Here is a 17566-nt window from a genome sequence, read left to right as displayed (position 1 = left end):
GGCTGTTCCTTTGTCATCAGCTCCGGTGATTTAATACGTGCCCTGAATCTGATAAGGCGCAGTCAGCCATTCATATCCTGCTGGTGAACTGCCGATATGCCCCAGGCCAGGAAATGAAATATGCGCACTGCCAACCAGATAGCCTTTGCTTGCTGCCTGCTGTAATAAATACTGACGCGATTTGACAGCAGCGGTAGCGTCAAAATCATAGGCGATGGTAATCGTCGGGTCTTTGAACTGGGCCGCACCAGCATGTATTACATCGCCCCACAACAGCAAGTTCTTGCCCTGGCTGCTGATCAGGTAAGCCGTATGCCCAGGCGTATGACCATAAGAAGGGATGCTGCTGACACCGGCGAACAACTCTTGCGCACCGCTGAAAGTTTTCAGCCGCCCGGCATCCGCATACGGATTGACCGTGACACGCGACTGGGTAAATGTCAGTTGTTTTGCCGCCGGTGCTGCATTGGCGTTGGCAAGGCTCAACCAGTAGCTGGCATCGTTTTTATCGACATACACATCCGCATTGGGGAACACGCGCTTGCCACCTATGCTCAAGCCGCCTGAGTGGTCGCCGTGTATATGCGTCAGCAAGACTGCATCGATTTGCTCAGGCTGGTAACCAGCAGCGCGCAGGCTGCTGACCAACCTGTTACTGCTGCCACTGCCGTCATTGGCATCACCAAAAAGTTCGCCAGCACCGGTATCAACCAGCAGGAGCTTGCTGCCAGTGTTGATCAGGTAGGTATTGATCGACAGTTCAGCCGGTAGTTCTTCATGATGATGGGCATAGGCCGCCTTGACTGCTTCCGGCTTGCTCATGATCTCGTCAACATGACGAGTGGCCGTGCCATCTGACAGTACAGTAATTTCAAAACTGCCCAGCATCATGCGGTAAAAGCCGGGTGCCTGGAACTTTGCCATCGGTACCGGGGTTTTGGTTTGTGCAGATGACTGTGCCTGAACACCTGAAGTCATGGCAATTGCCAAAGCCAGCGAAGCTGCCAATGTGCCGACTGCTTTGGTGATGAGATTGACCTGCGGTTGTAAATTGTTTTTCATGATAAACCCTTGTCGTTGGTTGAAAGCGTTGGTGAGGTTTTTGTTCGCCACGTTGCGCTTGTTATGTTTGTATCAGGGCTTTAGTATAAGTAGGAATTATGATTAAATAATGCACTAAATATTAACTAAACTATGTAGTTTGACTAACTAATATGGATACGAATGTGGGTAAGCATGCGCGCCAGTGAATTTGCAGAATTCAAGGCCTTTGTGGCCATCGCTGAGAGGCAAAGCTTTGTCAAAGCTGCCGCCTTCCTTGAAGTCACACCATCGGCACTGAGCCAGTCCATGCGGCAACTGGAAACCCGCCTGGATGTGCGCCTCCTGCATCGCACGACACGCAGCGTCTCGCTCACACAAGCCGGGCAGCAATTGCTGGATCATTTGCGGCCAGTGCTCGAGGGGCTGGACAAGGCGGCAGAAGCCATCAACGATTTCCGCGATACGCCATCCGGCACGGTGCGCCTGACCGCACCAAGGGTAGCGACAGAATTATTGCTGGCACCCAGGCTGGCAGAATTTCGCACAGCATATCCACACATCGTGCTGGACATCTCGGTAGAAGATAAAACTGTCGATCTGGCCAAGGGCCGTTTCGATGCAGGCATACGCCAGGGCGAGTTGCTGGCGCAAGACATGATCGCCATCAAGATAGGCCCGGAGCGCCGCTTTGTCTGCGTGGCTTCAAAAAGCTATGTCGCCAGGCACGGCATGCCGCATACCCCGCGTGATTTACAAAAGCATGAATGCATACGCATCAAACGCCCAACGACTGAAGTGTATATACCCTGGGCTTTCACGGACAAAGGGCAGGCGCTAGACATTGCCGTCAATGGTCACCTCATTGTCAACGACGCCAGCCTGGCCCTGGCTGCTGCCTTAAGCGGCGCAGGCATAGCATCCCTGGCAGAAGACCATGTACGCCCCTATCTGCAAAGCGGGCGCTTGCAAGAAGTGCTGCCAGATTTTGCGACGACACGCGCAGGTTTTCATTTGTATTATTCCAGCAGGCGACACATGACGGCAGCGTTGCAGTCGCTGATTGCGTTCTTGCGGGTGGCTTGAGAGCGGGGCCAGATGCAGCAAACACACAACATCAATCGCAAATAGGCTTTCATTCATCAAACAAGTCTTGCTACAATCCGCCCATCGTAGCAATACCGCACATGCACTTTATGTGATCAACACCCGCTTCCGGGAAAGTTTGCCAGGTCAGAACAAGAAGCACAAAAACACCAGGCACAACATGGAATGTCCAGCGCGATGCCATTACTCAGACCTTACAGATTAGCTCTGTACCGCATCATAAAAACTTACGATATAAAAAACTGAAACCTCTTTCAGTCAATAATAAAAAACACGCATGGCCCACGGCCTCGGCCATCGACACCTTGCGCCCAACAATAAAAAAAATCATGAAAACAAACTATTACCTCGTCATCGACTTTGAAGCCACCTGCTGCGGCCAGGGCAGTGTGCCGCGTGAACAAATGGAAATCATAGAATTCGGCGTCGTCATGGTCGAAGCACGTCACTTTCAAGTCGTCAGCGAATTCCAGAGTTTTGTACGGCCAGTCAGACATCCGGTGCTGACCAGCTTTTGCACAGGCCTGACATCCATACAACAGCAAGACGTCGATAGCGCCCCCTTGTTCAAGGACGTAGCTGCACGATTTAAAAACTGGCTTTATCAATACCAGGGCTTCGTGTTCTGTTCCTGGGGCGATTACGACCGCAAGCAATTGCAGCAAGACTGCGCATTTCACCGCATCCCCAACCCCATCAGTGCACTGCACATCAATCTAAAACCCTTGATGTCTGAGCGTTTTAATCTCAGTAAAAAGCTGGGCTTGGGGCAGGCCATACGTCATGCGGGGCTGGAATTTTCTGGCACGGCACATCGTGGCATAGACGATGCGCGCAATATTGCAAGGCTGTTGCCGTTCTTGTTTGATGCTGGGGTTCGTTAAAATAACGTAGTATCAAAAAATGCTTCATCACTCTGGCAGTGCGCGCAGTGCGCACCACTTTTTTTTGACACATGGAACATGAGAAAAGCATGAAATATCCATTAAAAGCTGACAAGACCGGAAAATTCTTCCCTGAACATGGCAACTGTGGCACTTGTGGTAATCCGACCAATGAAGACTTTGTTTGTCTCTCAATAAACATTTCAGAAAAAATGAACGACATGGCTTCGCCTGTATTTGCAGAGGTGACTACCTCTGTAAGCCTGGCACCTCATGGCGAGATCGGTGTTGATGAGGGATTCACGCTATTTGATGACACCAATGATGCCTTCTTTTGTTCCACTACTTGCCTGCGTGCTTTTTTAAATCAGGTGGTGACTGATTTTGAGAATGGTGTGCGGTAAATTGATAGTATGCAGGGCTGCGTTGCAGCGTACCGTTCGCAAGATGACAAATAATCATGTACCTTTTATCGAAACCATTTGCATAAAAACCATCGCGTCTTGCATAAAACTTGCAGTGCATTTGAGTATTCAGAGCGGAGCGGTATACCTCTGTACTCGCTGAACATGGAACTTTATAAAAGTATGAAATATCCATTAAAAACACACAGGGCCGGTGGATTCTTCCCTGCACATGGCAAGTGTGGCACTTGCGGCAATCCGACTAACGGAAACTTCGTTTGTCTTTCAATAAGCGCGTCAGAAAAAATTGGTGACACGGATTCGTCTGGACCTGCAAATGTGAAAATCTCTGTCCATCTCCTAAGCCATCATGCAACGAAATCTGGTAGAGGGCTCACGCTATTTGATAGCATCAATGATTCCTACTTTTGTTCCACTGCTTGCATGCGTGTTTTTTTTAATCAGGTGGTGACTGATTTTGAGAATGGTGTGGAGTAAAAAGGCGGAGCACCATTCAGCCATCCACGTCTGCAGGGTGCTGGTACATGGGTGCGATCTCGTGATGCCCTATCGATTGCATCAGTTGCCTGAGTTCCATCACGCGCCCCAGTGTTAATGGCAGCAAACCTTTGCTGAACAGCGTCAGCACCGCCAGCTCAAGCTCTTCTTCTGCTTTACTGGTGCTGCTGTTGAGCATGCTACCATGGTAAGGATACATGATACGGGCAGCAGCTACGACCTGCTCACCTTCGCAGATATCAATATGGATGACAGGCCTCGGTTCATAAGCAATACTGCTGGAAACCAGTTTTACGGGAGTCGCATTAATAAAGTGGAATATCTCGGCCATGTAGTTTTTTGTCTGTGTTCAATAACAGCAATGTGAAGGTATCTGCCTCTTTCATTCCGATGTGAGGCACGCTTATTTTTCATCTCCATCAGTACGACGGCCAGGATGGGCAAACATCTTGTTCACGCCAGGCCAACCGTAAGGCGCATACAGGTGAATAATGCAAACCGCACCGTAAGCAAGCATGAAGCCAAATAGTATGCCGTTCGTTATTACCAGCAAGGCTCCATAAATACAGCCAGCTAGTGCCAGAACGTACGCGAAGCGGTAGGTTCGCTCATTTTTCAGCCATAGCATGAACAGCAGTATCAGTGACACTGCGATGGATGCTGTTGCGAGCGCTGGATGTAAATGAAGTTTATTGAGTTGGCGTTCATTCAGGTTGAACCAATGCACATCCATCATCTGCCCCAGGCTCAATACCAGGGTTGCGACCGTGTGGATTGACAAAAATATAAGTGCCTTGCTGTGGACGTTTTTCATGTAGATGCTTTGTGTATGGCCGATGTTCAAAGCTGAGACTTGCTGAAATATTCGACGCGCTTTACAGTTGAAAATAGAAAAGACAGCCTGCCACCCGGGGATATGGAAATGTTCATTGTGCTTCTGCGTGCATCCCATTCTGTTTTTATTTCCAGGTCGTAGATACGGTAATTGCGGGCATCGTCAACATCATAATCCATATCTATACCTGCCACATTTGAGAAAATGAAGATGGCCTGCTGTTTTCCAGGATATTCAGGCAGACCTAGCAAGTTGATATTGATGTCATCTAGCTCTAACGTCAGTGTCCTGTCAGACGGATTTGCGCTTGCATGAAACCGGGCATCATGCAGCCCGCCAAGCGTGAGAAAAAACGCCGCGGGATCTGGTATGTCAGTGTGCATGATGAATATCTTTTGCAATTGCTTGTGGGCCTGCTCATCACGGCTCAGCACAAACATGGAACCGACACCAGCCCCCAATACATGCAAAGGCTGGAAATTCTCGACTTGTGACCAGAAAACCTGCGCTTGCTCACTTTGCTCATCAAGTATCGAAAACTCAAAGTGACTCACAGATATCACATGCTGCGCACGAGGTACCTCACCCTCATACACATACCATTCATCAAATCCAGGCGTCGGCAAATCGGCTATGTCTTGCACGCGCGGACTGACGGCCAGCTTATTGTGCAACACCCAGCCTTTTGCTATTTCTGGCTGATCAGGCATGTAAGGGCCGCCATCACAAGCAGCAATTGCTATATGCTGCCCCATAACCAGTTCAGGGCAACTCTGGATCAGTGTTGCCAGCGAGGGATCGAAGATATCTGTCCATACGATAACGTGATAGCCGTGACGGTAATATGTGTGTGTCTGCATCTGGGTATTCGGGTTGTCGCTGGTGAACGCCGAATTCATTTTCTATCTTCATCAGCACGATGAATGGGTTTGGCAAAAATGCCCAGACCGTTTGGAAAAGCTAAAGGTGCGCTGTAGCGGGCGATCCTGCTTGCACCAAAGATTAATAGAAAATCCGGACCTATGGCAAAGTAAAAAGCAGTAAATAAACCATAAATACAGGCTGCCACGGTAATGCCCAGCATGAGCTTATATGTCTTTTCATTCTTGAGCCAGAATAAAAATAGCAGGCTGCTGGAAAAAATCAGATGTACTGCTACCAGCCCCGGGTGCGTCAACATGCGTCCAACGCCTGTTCCTGGAGCGATGGGCCAGGTCACCCCCATGAGCTGACCACCCATAAGGATGAGTATAGCCGCGATATGAAGCAACAAGAAAAACGCTGCGTCGTTGTAGGAGTTTTTCATTATAGGGAATAAGATCATTACCTCAGTTTTTCCGTGCTTGTAATTATGCAGTATCTAGAGTGAAGACAGGTGTTTTTGCGGCGAGATGAAAAGGCCTTCCTAAGTCTTGTGCGAAGTTATCTTTGCTTGCCGTGTCCGCGACACCTGATCGTAAATCTCCTAAGTTTTCATATGATCTCTTTACTCAAGGCCGCAATCACAGCTTGCGAAAATTCATCCAGCCGCAACGCGCCAGAGTGACGCCCAGTGACGGGGTGTAGTCTATGCCGTGACGGGTGTGGCGTGTTAGTCATCATCAGGCAATTGTTCCGAGACGACTGACCTGTTAAACAGCATAGTTTTAATACTCACTCAGGTAATTCATAAATCTCTATCACGCCAGCCTGCTGAAGTTTCAAAACATCTTCCAGAGAGGCGGGAGTCAATGCATCCATCGAATAGCTGTAGATCATTCGATAATCTTGTTCTTCATCCCCATCCCTTCGGAAAATTCGAAGATCCACTTCAACTTTGTGCGGCCATGTCTCAAACTGCGGCATTGAAAACCCTTTTCATGATGTTTAATGTTTTAGATTGGTGGCGGCCCGCTTGCTGGATGTCAAGCGCAGGCTGTAGCGACCCCGACTGCCATGTTAAACGAAATTGACGGCATGGCTTGAATACCCCCATACCTTTAGAAGTCTGCCCTCCAAGGAGAAGGGGATTTTTGGCTCTGCCAAATGGGACTTGGCCAGTTCTATTTCGATCGGGTCGATTAGCAGCCACTCTAGTTCACGAAATGTAACTGGGCCTGGAGGTAGCGGTTCAAAATATGTTGGACTGGGAATTAAATATCGCGTGGTCCATCCATTTGGCTCCTCTTGCAATAGCCACTTTACATCAATTCTTAATGCAATATCTTTGAGAGCCGGAAGCAATAAGCTCCATTTGGTGTTGTTCATGTGACTTGCCAGATTCCGGCTAGAAATCTGGCGCAGCACTTTTTCGTGTACAGAACTCATGTCGTATAACGCTAAGTTGATCGGCAAGCCTGACCGCCCACAAGTTTATAAAATATGGAGCAGTATCGCTGCCAGCCAGATCGACCATCCAGTGAGCCTTAATAAGGTTCACTTGAAGAACCTCTGTAAAAATGGCTTTGCCGGTGGTAGATAAACCTCAGCAGGAATACCTATCAGTGCAGGCCCGGATAAGTATCCTCCATTGAAGGATCCTGATTCGTTGAAAGCACTATTTACAGCACCAAGCAAAGCACTGCGAAACGCAATGTTGCTGAAGGTATTACGCGGCCCGACATGATACATTTCAGTTGCTACTTTACCTGCCATTTGAATGATAGGCTCATGCCTAAACTCCAACCGAAACCAATTGCCATGTTTGTCCTGTGCACTAAAAGTATCCGGCAATTGAATATCCACAGTGTGGGAAATTAGAACAATGCCAAAGACTTCAGGAAGCCAATCTATCAAGCGCCTTGCTAACATTTGTTCTTGAGCAAGTGCAGCAATTTCAACTTTTATTTCATCTTTAGAAATGCCGTCACGCCCAAGCACGGCGATGGCTTTTTGCAGGAGTTCTTCAGAAGGTAATGACAGCATGGAAGTGATAGATTAACGTTGAACTGAGCGGCTGGCCGCCCAGAGAAATAAAATGAACTGTACCATATTTGGTCAGTTCGACTTGCGTGCTATGTTAGTGCATTTCTTTTGACGACGAGCTCAAATTTATTGAGGAGCAGGCCAAGAGAATGGCATACATTGCCCCTTTTTCTGCCCCATCCCACCATTGCCCTACCCAAACAGAGCCATACTCATCGATTTCATAAATAGAAAATTCTTTACCAATCATTTTCTTGATTTCAGCTCACTCATCTTCAGCCAATTACACGAGAGTCGTATTGATATCATGAATGATATCAGGCATTTTTTTCCACTCATATACATTTGATGTTTGCAAGCCTGCCAAAAGGTAAATTGAATGACATCAATTCACCGCCCGTTCCACACTGTACAACTGCTTGTGTCCGCGCTCTTCATACAGTTTTCTGTAATAGTCAGCGACCCTGAAGCTTTCGTAAGTATGCATCAAGATGCGGTTGCCATTGTCATCCAGACGATATAAATCATGGGCTTGCAGTGCTGCTTGCGTTTCCGGATGAGACTTCTTGATATAGGTGATGTTGGCTGTCCATAAGTGAACTTCATATGCATGCAACTGCAGATAATCCAGCACCGCATCAATTTCCAGCAAGTCCAGATAGATATTGCACTGGTCTATGCTGAGATGATATTCCAGCGTGATTCTATGTCCCCAAGGTAGCTCAAAAAACCAAAGCTCTACCGGGCCGGGGCTATCCCAGTCACTGGGATGTGCTGAATGCTTTTCACCAAATTTGTCAACGAAGCTGGCATACGGAATGCCGATGGTAATGATGATAGCGCCGTTGCTGATATCGGCGCGGGTGATGGGGCGGATGTTTTGCATGTGAGTCACTTTGATCCGCTTATTTAACCCAACTCACTGCGCCGTGTTTTGATCAATTGCCTTGAGCAAGTTGCCAGGCCCAGCCATCTGCATTGACAATTTTTGCGCTGCATCGGCTGATTGTGCAGACATCGTCGCCAGGATGTTGTCTCGATTTTTTTTCGCACTGTAAGTATCCGAGCTGGCTGCCAGCGTGTAAAGCGCGCAGGCAATCACTTTGTTTTTTGGTACACCCTGACCTTTTTCGTACATCGTTGCCAATTCTGTCTGGGCACTGCCATTGCCCTGTTCAGCCGATTTACGATACCAGCTCAAGGCCAAAGAGAATGTTTTGGGTACGCCTATGCCATGTGCATACATATATCCCAAAGAAAATTGTGACTTGGCGTGCCCCTGGTCTGCAGCTTTGCGATACCAGTTGTAGGCTTGCGTGATATTCGGTGCCATGCCTTCGCCATCACGATACATGGTGGCAATGTTGTGTTGTGCGCTGGCATTGCCCTGGTTTGCCGCTTTGCTGTACCAGGCCAGGGCTTGTGCATGATCCTGCTTTATTCCAAGCCCTTTGTTGTACATGTAGCCAAGGTTGAGTTGTGCACGTGGGTCTCCCTGTTCCGCCGCCTTGCGATACCAGACTAGCGCTTGTGCATAGTCTTGCGGTACCACCTGGCCATTGTCATACATGAGCGCCAGATTATATTGAGCAACAGCCTGACCTTGTTCTGCTGCTTTGCGATACCACTCCATGGCTTGTACACGATCCTGGGTGACCCCCTCACCTTTGTCATACATATGCGCCAGATTGAGCTGGGCACCTGATGCTCCCTGGTCAGCCGCTTTGCGGTACCAAGTCAGTGCTTGCGCATAGTCCCTGGGGACACCACTTCCAAGGTAATACAGGTAGCCAAGATTGAATTGCGCATCGGCATAGCCATGCTCTGCAGCCTTGCGGTACCAAATGATCGCTTGTGATGGATTTGCCGGGACACCTTCACCAAGTTCATACATGACACCAAGCCTGAACTGGGCCAAAGGTATATCCTGATCTGCTGCTTTGCTAAACCATTCAAAAGCCTGAGCATGGCTTTTAGCCACACCCAGACCCATGTAGTACAAATACCCGAGATGGAACTGTGCGCTGCCATCTCCTTTTTCTGCCAAGGGCTTCCATTCTTTGAGTGCTGTTGCAAAGTCCTTGTTTTTTGCTGCAGTAAGTCCTGCGGCAAAATCTGCATAAGCCAGGGACGTGTGGAATGCAGTTGATAACAAAAGGAGGGGGATTATTTTGCGCATGGACATGTCGGTCATTGATGGGGGAAGATTTATTGTAAATGAAATAAGTAGATCGCGACAGGTGTGGCGCATGGATTACTGTGTAGCTTGCGTTGCAACGCACCGTTTATGAATGACGAAATTTTGAGAGACACTTGCCGGCAGAATAGTCAAGGCCGCAACCACAGCTTGCGAAAATCCATCCAGCCACAGCGTGCCAGAGTGACGCCGCCCAGTTGCGGACCATAATCTATGCCGTGGCGGGTGTGGCGCATGGGCAGTATCCAGGCTTGTTTTACCATGCGGGCGAAGCAGGCTTCGATGAGGCTGGCACGTTTTTCCGCGTTTGCTTCAGCGGCGATTTTTATACTGGCTTTTGCTAGCCAGTTTCGTTCTGCTGCATCCATCATTTGCTTGACCAGTGACTCTCCGGCCAGCCAGCTATACAGGCCAAATTCCATATCGTTGTCGAGCACGTCACCGGCAATCACCACGTCAGCCCAGTCTCGCCAGCCATAGGGGCCAAATTCTGGGAAGGGCAGGATGTGGATGGTGACATCTGCCCCTGCCTCGCGCAGCCTGGCTGCCACGCAATGCGTCAGCGCGATGTGGCTGTCGAGTTCGTAGGTCACTACGTCTAAGTGGCCTGGCAATGCTGGTGCTGTTGTCGTCGATTGTTCAGGTAAGTGATTCCACTGAGGCAGCATGCCAAAAGCCATGGGGCGGGTTTCTTTCGCAGCCAGTTCAGCCGCAGCGGGGCGTAGCCAGGCACCGATGGCAAGGCGGGCGGTAGGCGTGGCAAATTCTGTGCGTGCTGGGTTCAGCATCACCAGGTCACAGCCTTGTTCGAGGGCACGTATCCGTGACCAGCTATCATCAGGCGCGGGTATTTGATCGGGCGATGCATGTGCGAGGTGCAGGTCAACTTCAGGCAAGGGGCTGCCGTGTGGTACTACCCATAAATCGATTTCATCAAGCAGTGCGCGTTCGCGAAAATAGCCATCAAAAGCCGCCAGCGTCGCCCTGTGTTCATTATTGCGCATGAGCCTGAATGGCCCGGCACCTATGGGCAGCGTGGCGAAATCTGCGCCCTGGGCATCATCCGCAGGCACGATCACGGCGGCATGATGGGCCAGCAGATGCAGCAACAAATGATCAGGCTTGTTGAGTTGCAGCTTCACGCTACGCTCAGTGCCACTGATGCAGACGAGGTGAGCAAACATGGCGCGGTAGGGGCCATCGCTATCGCGGGCGCGTTGCAGTGAATAGACCACGTCCTCGGCACGCACAGGGCGGCCATCGTGGAATTGCAGGCCGGGCCGCAAGACAAATTCCCAGCTACTGCCATCGGCACTGGCATCCCATCTGTGCGCCAGTGCAGGGATGATCTGTTCGCTGGTTCGGTCATATTCCGTCAGGCCAGCGCAAATCTGCATGATGATGTGCTGTTCAGTACGGCGGTTGATGTGAATGGCATCTAGCGCATGCAGGGGGCGATAGAAGGGCATGCGCAAAGTGCCAGCGCGGCCACTGCCAAGATAACCAGGCAGCGATTGCTTGAGGCGCTCACGCCCCGCACTGGGCAAGCCATCAAAGGCGGCTTCCAGTTTGCCGTCAGCCAGCAAGTGATGCAGCCTTTGCAGGCGCAGGCTTTCGTGGTCTTGCAACAGGATCAGACTTGAGCGGTGGCCGCGCCCGTTGCCTGGCTGCCAGTCTATCCAGTCTTGCTCTTGCATGCGCTTGAGCAGCAAGCGGGCATTGCGTTCGCTGCAGCACAGGGCGGTGGCGATCTGGGCCAGGTCGGGCGCATCGGCGCTGGGGTACCATTCGGCCAGACGCTGGAAGTGATCAAGCAGTCGCATCTTGGTGCAATAATAAAGGAGGAAAGAAATACCTGATTCTATCCGTTTTTTTCCTTCCGCCTTTGATATACGCTAGTGGCACTGTTCAACCTTGCTTGCATACTTTCATGTCCACTCCCTCGCTTTGGCAGCACGCCAGCTTTCGCCGCCTGTATGCATCGACCATCAGCTTTTCACTTGGCACGCAAATTTACCAGCTCGCCATGCCGCTGATACTCTACCAGTTGACGCAATCAGCCGGGGTCATGACGGGCATGCGCGCGGTTGAATTGCTGCCCAACCTGCTGCTGGCGATGTTCATTGGCGTCTGGGTAGACCGCATAGACCGTGGCCGCTGGGCACGTTTTGCCATCGTCGGCATCGTCGTGCTGACCGGCATGCAGGCGGTGTTGCTGGACCATGGCGCTAGAGCGCTGTCATTTTTCTTTATTACTGCCTTCCTGCTCATGACCCTGCATTATGTGTATGCGATCTGCCGCATGGGCATGCTCAAGGAAATGTTGCCAGAACAAATGCTGTTACCCGCCACCGGGCATCTGACGGTTCTAAGCCAGGTGTTCAGCATTCTTGGCCCGGCACTGGCTGGTGCAGTGATTTCCATACGCATGGACCTTGGCCTGTGGTTGCCCATGCTTGCCATGCTGCTGGCCGCCTGGTTGCTCAGGGACTTGCAACTGCCGGTGCGCAAGCCGGATGCCGACAACTACTGGAGTGAATGGCGCGATGGCTGGCGCGTATTGGTCGCCAACAAACCCCTGTGGCACCTGGCCTGGCTGGTGGTCGTCATCAATGGCAGCGCGGGCGTGGTGGATGTACTCTTTTTATTCCGCGCCCGTGACCAGTTGCAACTGGGTGCAGCCGAAGTCGGCCTCATGTATGGCGTGGCAGGCACAGGTGGCGTCATCGGCGGCCTGGTCGCCAGCCGCCTGCGCCAGCGCTTCGGCCTGGGCCGCCTGCTGGCGCTGGAACTGGGTGTCGAGGCTTGCTCCATGCTCTTGCTGGCCTGGGGCAGCAGCATACCTTTGCTATTGCTGGCGCTGGCCATCAACAGTTTTTGCACCGTCATCGGCAATGTATGCATCTGGGGCTATCGCCAGGAAAGCACAGACAGCCGCTACATAGGGCGGATATCCGGCCTGACAGGTTCGCTATTCAAACTGCTGATGCCGGTGAGCCTGGTGTTGTCTGGGGCACTGGTGGGTGATTTGCCACTGGCCTGGATATTGAGTGCCTGTGCGGTCACGCATTTTTTACTGGTGCTGGGGACGCGGGTGTCGGCGGTTTATGGGGTGGAGTAGGGGAGAGCCTTGGACAAGCTGATTGGCAATGACTCACTGACCGTTTCTTTGAGAATCTGCACCACTATGGCACTGGTTTTGGGATGAGTAAGCCACTGGCAAGTACTTGATCTTCGCAAGTCTTGAGTGTACTTTTGATCCAGCGGGACCTGGGGTCTTGCTTGAGCTGATTACGCAGGGTATTGATCATCCTTCTTGCTGCTTCGCCTTTGGCGTGAAGTAAACGCTGAGTGGTTTCGCTTTCTTTTGACAAAAACTGTGCGGTTTCACAAAAAAATGCTTCAGTACGCTGCAAATCTTCTTTATGCATTAGTTGCCCCGCTTTTGAGCAAGCTGTATGGGTATAGTCAGCAATATACAGATTGATGAGTTCGCGAAAAAAAAGCTCGTAAGCTAGTTTATAATCGCCTAAATCAAACGCCAAAATTCCCCGCGGCTGTTTTGATAACAAGGATTGCGGGGAGTCATACTGGCTAAAGAATTGCATGCCATGCGTGGCGATAGTGTCTATCGCAAGCTCAAATTGATTTTCTTCTGCATCCCACGAAGATGAAGATCTTTTGACACCTGCTTTTCCTAGTCCTGCCGCGTACCCAACACAGCGAGGGAATGGGTCATCAGACAAAAGTTTGTATCCCATCCAATATGGCTCAATCAGGATATCAAAGTACGGATTTCCTCTGCCTGAGAAATTAAAGCAAACAACCCAAACAAGCCGTTTGTCTTCACACGGATAACACCAGTATGTTGGCGTATCGTTTTTCCCTTTGATAAACCCCAGCTCTGCCATACGACTCGTCAAGGTTTTGAAGTAGGTCTTCTTAAATTCTTGGTAGTTCACAATACGGTTCCATAGAAATTAATTAATCGGTAGCTTGTCGTTGCTATTTTCATTCTCTTGCTCAAATGCGTACGATGAAGTTCATGCCCGTTGTTGGCGACGCTTTGCTGAGAATTAGTCTAGCTTTGCCATTTCTTCTGGTGTTGTTTTCGGGTAGTGAATCAGGATGATTTGGTCGCGCTCTGCTCTTTTGAGAAACTTGTGAGCTGCTTCCCAATTGGCAGGGTTCCATGCATCATAAATACACTCCCCATTTCTATCAACAGTCAGCGCAACAGGGTACTGTTCGTCTTTTCGTGGGTGCGCATCTTCACACACTTTCGCAAATTGACTTAACAGAGCGAGTCTTTCTGAGGTTTTTACAGAAACAGAAAACATGAAAATTGCACGGCGTGAATACATAACATTCCTTACTTAGATTCAGTGTGTAGGGTGCGTTATAACGCACCGTCTTTGACTAAAGAAGTGACCAGTTTCAGAATGTCAGCTTTCCGGCCAAGGGCCAATCAAGCTTATACCCATACCGGTTGAATGCACGCCGGAGTTTGATCAAGGTTTTTCTTGGCATATTGAAGCCAAGATTTATTTGTGCTTTGCAGGATGTCATATTTGGAACCACACCAATGCCCAATAATAAGTAGACCATATCGACATGCCCTAAACTGCATGCCTCGGTCAATGCGTAATCGGATACCATGCCACTGCAAGAGCTGAGTAACTCAACAATTTCGATGTCGTTTTCCACGACAAACCAGTGCATGACAGTTTCGCCAGAATAGTTCTTGCAGTTTAATAATTCTGGTTCACTGTTAATCATTTCCCGCACCAGATGTGGGGTGTAGCGTACCGCTTCCATCAAGCGGTCATAGCCATAGTCTTTTCCTGGGTGTCCCGCCATGTAGTTTGAGATCATTATTGGATTTATGCTGGTACTTGCCGGACGTATGCATCTCCGGCGGTAAAACAGGTGAGATCGCTGAATTCCACGTTCAAAATCTGTAGCGCATCGTGGTGATTGATAGTTTATATCAGATCGATTAAATTTTATTATCGGCGTACTGGTCAAACTAGAAATGCAGGGGATTTACCTATGAGGATGGCATTTCTGTACCTGCTTTTTTTGTGACGTGAGCAGTATAGACCCATTTGACAACTGATAAAAACAGGATTATTCTATAAAGATGAAAACACTGAGCATACTCTTTTTTACCTCCGCCCTCCCGGCATGTCAGACGACATCCCGGGGCCGCTGATGTGTGCCCGTTGAAACTCTGATCAGATAGCATCAGAAAACAAAAAAGGCCCACAAGGGCCTTTTTTGTTTTCCAGTACTTTGTTTCCGGCGCTCTGTTTTTGCCCTTGATATCCAAAAACTCAGCACCACTTTAGTCAGCACTTTGAACCAACATACTCTCTTATTGAGGAGCCATATAACATGAAGTCAGCAGATGTAGAACGCGCGCGGGTCCACTGAAATGAGGGTGGTCGCATGGCCCCGCGGCGCTGTCACCAAGACAACCCACGACCGCTCGCTATGTAGAAAGTACCATCATGACGAACACCACACCCCGTGCCGCTTCCAACAAGGCATCTGCTCATCCTTCACGTCAATTCTGGCGCAACTTTGGCATCATCGCGCACATAGACGCTGGCAAGACCACGCTGTCTGAACGCATCCTGTTTAAAACCGGCGAAATCCACCGTACTGGCGAAGTCCATGAAGGCAATGCCACCATGGACACCATGGCACTGGAAAAAGAACGCGGCATCACCATCGGTGCAGCGGCGACCCGTTGCGTCTGGAATGGCCATGAGTTCACGCTGATTGATACACCCGGCCACATTGACTTTGCGATTGAAGTTGAACGTTCGCTGCGCGTGCTTGACGGTGCTATCACTGTCTTGTCCGGCGTGGCTGGCGTGCAGCCGCAAACTGAGACTGTCTGGCATCAGGCCGAAAAACATGGCGTGCCCATGATCATCTTCGTCAACAAGATGGACCAGACGGGTGCCGACTTTGCCCGCGTGACAGAACAAGTGCGCAAGCACCTGGGTGCGCGCCCTGTGCCGCTGGCGATACCTGTTGGTGCGGCGGATGAATTCGGTGGCGTCATCGATGTCCTGCAACAGCGTTTGCTGCAATGGGATGCCAAGGGCAATATGACGGTAACAGCAATACCAGCAGAACTGCAGGCGCAAGCGCAGGCTGCCTATGTGTATGCAGCCTCGGTCGCGGCAGAAGCAAGTGATGCATTGACGGATGCTTATCTGGCGAACGACACGCTCAGCCATGCAGAGATTCTGCAAGGTTTGCGCGCTTTGACTCTGGCCAGAAAAGCCACGCCCATGCTGGCCGGTTCTGCGTATAAAAATGCAGGTATAGAACCGTTGCTTGATGCCGTGATTGACTGGCTGCCTGCGCCTGATGACCGCGCCGCACCTGTTGCCAACTTGCATGGCAATAGCGTGACAGTTGGCACTGGTGATACTGATCCCCTGGCAGCGCTGGTGTTCAAGGTGACGCATGATGAACATGGCTCGCTGGCGTTTGTGCGTATTTATGGTGGCAGCTTGCATGAAGGTGAAACCATCTGGAATGCCAGCCTGGACAGCTCTGTGCGCATAGGCCGTCTGTATGTCGTGCACGCGGATGAACGTACCAGTACCACGCAGTCTGGCGCGGGTAGTATCATCGCCATCGCCAACCTGAAAGACGCGCTGACAGGGCAGACTTTGACCAGCAAGGCGCAGCCGTGGACGCTGGAAACCATCCACGCCGGTGAACCGGTGGTGGCGCTGGCAGTTGAACCAGGCAGTGGTACTGACCGTGCCAAGATGCTGGCCGTGCTGGACAAGTTCCGCCGTGAAGACCCGTCTTTGCGCCTGGAAAGCAATGCCGATACAGGTGAGACGATTCTGTGGGGCATGGGCGAATTGCATCTGGATGTGGTGTTGGAACGTGCCCGCCGTGAAGCTGCGGTGGACATACGTGTCGGCGCGCCGCATGTGGCCTACAAAGAAACCATGGGCCTGCCTGTGGTCGAAGCAGAAGGCAAGATCAGCAAGCAAACCGGCGGTACGGGTATGTATGCCCGCGTGGTCTTGCGACTGGAGTTGCTGGCAGCCGATGCAGGTGAATTTGCTTTCGCCAATGTCGTCAAAGGCGGCGCGATACCGGTGGCGTTTATTCCGGCGGTAGAAAAAGGTGTACAGCAGGCCCTGCAACAAGGCCCGCTGGGGCAAAAAGTGACAGGCGTCAAAGTCACTTTGCTTGATGGTGATTTCCATGCCGTTGACAGTAACGAAATGGCTTTCATCATCGCCGCCAAAGAAGCGGTGCTGACAGGCTTGCGCAAGGCTAACCCGGTCTTGCTCGAACCCGTCATGAAAGTCACCGTCGATGCACCCGCCATCAACACCGGCGATGTCATCGGTGACTTGCAAAGACGCAGTGGCCGCGTATTGGGCATCACAGAAAACACAGGCCGTGTTGAAGTGGTGGCCGATGTACCTTTGACCAAGCTGTTCGGTCACACGACCGACCTGCGTTCTTTGTCACAGGGCAGGGCGTTTGCCAGTGCAATCTATGCACGCCATGCGGCTTGTGATGTGAATGAGGCGTCGTTTGTGTAAGGCGTGTAAGTTGTATTGAAGGTGGATGACGAGTGGATTGAAGTTTGGTTTGCCTGTTGTCTGCAAGGTAGGATGAGAAA

The 17566-nt window shown here is 50.7% G+C and carries 19 protein-coding genes; 5 read left to right on the top strand and 14 right to left on the bottom strand.

The genetic code is table 11. The features are described from left to right. Nucleotides 1-30: 30 nt before the first annotated feature. A complete protein-coding gene (locus AC07OI_RS19440) occupies nucleotides 31-1062 on the bottom strand; it encodes an MBL fold metallo-hydrolase (RefSeq protein WP_495258381.1) in 1032 nt (343 codons plus the stop codon). 162 nt (nucleotides 1063-1224) lie between these two features. On the opposite strand from AC07OI_RS19440, the gene AC07OI_RS19435 reads away from it, so the two are divergent. From AC07OI_RS19435 to AC07OI_RS19425, 3 genes are all read left to right on the top strand, one after another. Further along, nucleotides 1225-2127, top strand: a complete 903-nt coding sequence (locus AC07OI_RS19435; RefSeq protein WP_495258380.1) for a LysR family transcriptional regulator — start codon at nucleotides 1225-1227, stop codon at nucleotides 2125-2127. A gap of 350 nt (nucleotides 2128-2477) precedes the next feature. Then, nucleotides 2478-3032 carry a 3'-5' exonuclease gene (locus tag AC07OI_RS19430; RefSeq protein ID WP_495258379.1) on the top strand — a complete coding sequence of 185 codons (555 nt, stop codon included), beginning with the start codon at nucleotides 2478-2480 and terminating at the stop codon, nucleotides 3030-3032. An 89-nt stretch (nucleotides 3033-3121) separates the two neighbouring features. Further along, a complete protein-coding gene (locus tag AC07OI_RS19425; RefSeq protein ID WP_495258378.1) occupies nucleotides 3122-3436 on the top strand; it encodes a hypothetical protein in 315 nt (104 codons plus the stop codon). 514 nt (nucleotides 3437-3950) lie between these two features. On the opposite strand, the gene AC07OI_RS19420 is transcribed toward AC07OI_RS19425, so the two are convergent. From AC07OI_RS19420 to AC07OI_RS19375, 10 genes are all read right to left on the bottom strand, one after another. Next, entirely contained in the window at nucleotides 3951-4286 is a 336-nt protein-coding gene (locus AC07OI_RS19420) for a hypothetical protein (protein WP_492701289.1), read from the bottom strand. 72 nt (nucleotides 4287-4358) lie between these two features. Then, nucleotides 4359-4769 (bottom strand): hypothetical protein, encoded by a 411-nt coding sequence (locus tag AC07OI_RS19415; RefSeq protein ID WP_495258377.1) that lies wholly within the window; start codon nucleotides 4767-4769, stop codon nucleotides 4359-4361. A gap of 26 nt (nucleotides 4770-4795) precedes the next feature. Next, nucleotides 4796-5689: a hypothetical protein gene (locus tag AC07OI_RS19410; protein WP_495258376.1), complete on the bottom strand. Its 894-nt coding sequence runs from the start codon at nucleotides 5687-5689 to the stop codon at nucleotides 4796-4798. Then, on the bottom strand, nucleotides 5686-6096 hold the full coding sequence (locus tag AC07OI_RS19405) for a hypothetical protein (RefSeq protein ID WP_495258375.1): 411 nt from the start codon (nucleotides 6094-6096) through the stop codon (nucleotides 5686-5688). Before AC07OI_RS19405 ends, AC07OI_RS19410 begins: the two co-directional genes overlap by 4 nt. A gap of 347 nt (nucleotides 6097-6443) precedes the next feature. Next, nucleotides 6444-6635, bottom strand: coding sequence for a hypothetical protein (locus AC07OI_RS19400; RefSeq protein WP_492701281.1), 192 nt, complete (start codon nucleotides 6633-6635; stop codon nucleotides 6444-6446). A gap of 93 nt (nucleotides 6636-6728) precedes the next feature. Then, nucleotides 6729-7097: a DUF6678 family protein gene (locus tag AC07OI_RS19395; RefSeq protein WP_495258374.1), complete on the bottom strand. Its 369-nt coding sequence runs from the start codon at nucleotides 7095-7097 to the stop codon at nucleotides 6729-6731. A gap of 108 nt (nucleotides 7098-7205) precedes the next feature. Next, nucleotides 7206-7694: a hypothetical protein gene (locus tag AC07OI_RS19390; RefSeq protein ID WP_495258373.1), complete on the bottom strand. Its 489-nt coding sequence runs from the start codon at nucleotides 7692-7694 to the stop codon at nucleotides 7206-7208. Between the two features lie 385 nt (nucleotides 7695-8079). After that, nucleotides 8080-8580 (bottom strand): hypothetical protein, encoded by a 501-nt coding sequence (locus AC07OI_RS19385; protein ID WP_495258371.1) that lies wholly within the window; start codon nucleotides 8578-8580, stop codon nucleotides 8080-8082. A 33-nt stretch (nucleotides 8581-8613) separates the two neighbouring features. Beyond that, the gene (locus AC07OI_RS19380) at nucleotides 8614-9873 is read right to left on the bottom strand and encodes a tetratricopeptide repeat protein (RefSeq protein ID WP_495258370.1); all 1260 of its coding nucleotides are present in this window, start codon (nucleotides 9871-9873) and stop codon (nucleotides 8614-8616) included. 149 nt (nucleotides 9874-10022) lie between these two features. Then, complete coding sequence (locus tag AC07OI_RS19375) at nucleotides 10023-11714, bottom strand: ABC transporter substrate-binding protein (protein ID WP_495258369.1); 1692 nt, start codon at nucleotides 11712-11714, stop codon at nucleotides 10023-10025. 107 nt (nucleotides 11715-11821) lie between these two features. On the opposite strand from AC07OI_RS19375, the gene AC07OI_RS19370 reads away from it, so the two are divergent. After that, nucleotides 11822-13012 (top strand): MFS transporter, encoded by a 1191-nt coding sequence (locus AC07OI_RS19370; RefSeq protein WP_495258368.1) that lies wholly within the window; start codon nucleotides 11822-11824, stop codon nucleotides 13010-13012. Between the two features lie 64 nt (nucleotides 13013-13076). Here the strand turns inward: AC07OI_RS19370 and AC07OI_RS19365 are convergent, their stop codons facing one another. The 3 genes from AC07OI_RS19365 to AC07OI_RS19355 form a co-directional block, all read right to left on the bottom strand. After that, nucleotides 13077-13853 carry a hypothetical protein gene (locus AC07OI_RS19365; protein WP_495258367.1) on the bottom strand — a complete coding sequence of 259 codons (777 nt, stop codon included), beginning with the start codon at nucleotides 13851-13853 and terminating at the stop codon, nucleotides 13077-13079. Nucleotides 13854-13967: 114 nt separating this feature from the next. Next, nucleotides 13968-14255: a hypothetical protein gene (locus tag AC07OI_RS19360; RefSeq protein WP_495258366.1), complete on the bottom strand. Its 288-nt coding sequence runs from the start codon at nucleotides 14253-14255 to the stop codon at nucleotides 13968-13970. A gap of 73 nt (nucleotides 14256-14328) precedes the next feature. Further along, nucleotides 14329-14751, bottom strand: a complete 423-nt coding sequence (locus tag AC07OI_RS19355) for an ankyrin repeat domain-containing protein (RefSeq protein ID WP_495258365.1) — start codon at nucleotides 14749-14751, stop codon at nucleotides 14329-14331. Between the two features lie 653 nt (nucleotides 14752-15404). Here AC07OI_RS19355 and fusA point away from each other — a divergent pair. Next, on the top strand, nucleotides 15405-17486 hold the full coding sequence (fusA, locus tag AC07OI_RS19350; RefSeq protein WP_495258364.1) for an elongation factor G: 2082 nt from the start codon (nucleotides 15405-15407) through the stop codon (nucleotides 17484-17486). Nucleotides 17487-17566 lie beyond the last annotated feature (80 nt).

The sequence above is a fragment of the Undibacterium sp. GW821-FHT07F11 genome (assembly GCF_059418665.1).
This window is presented reverse-complemented; position numbering and strand designations above follow the sequence as displayed.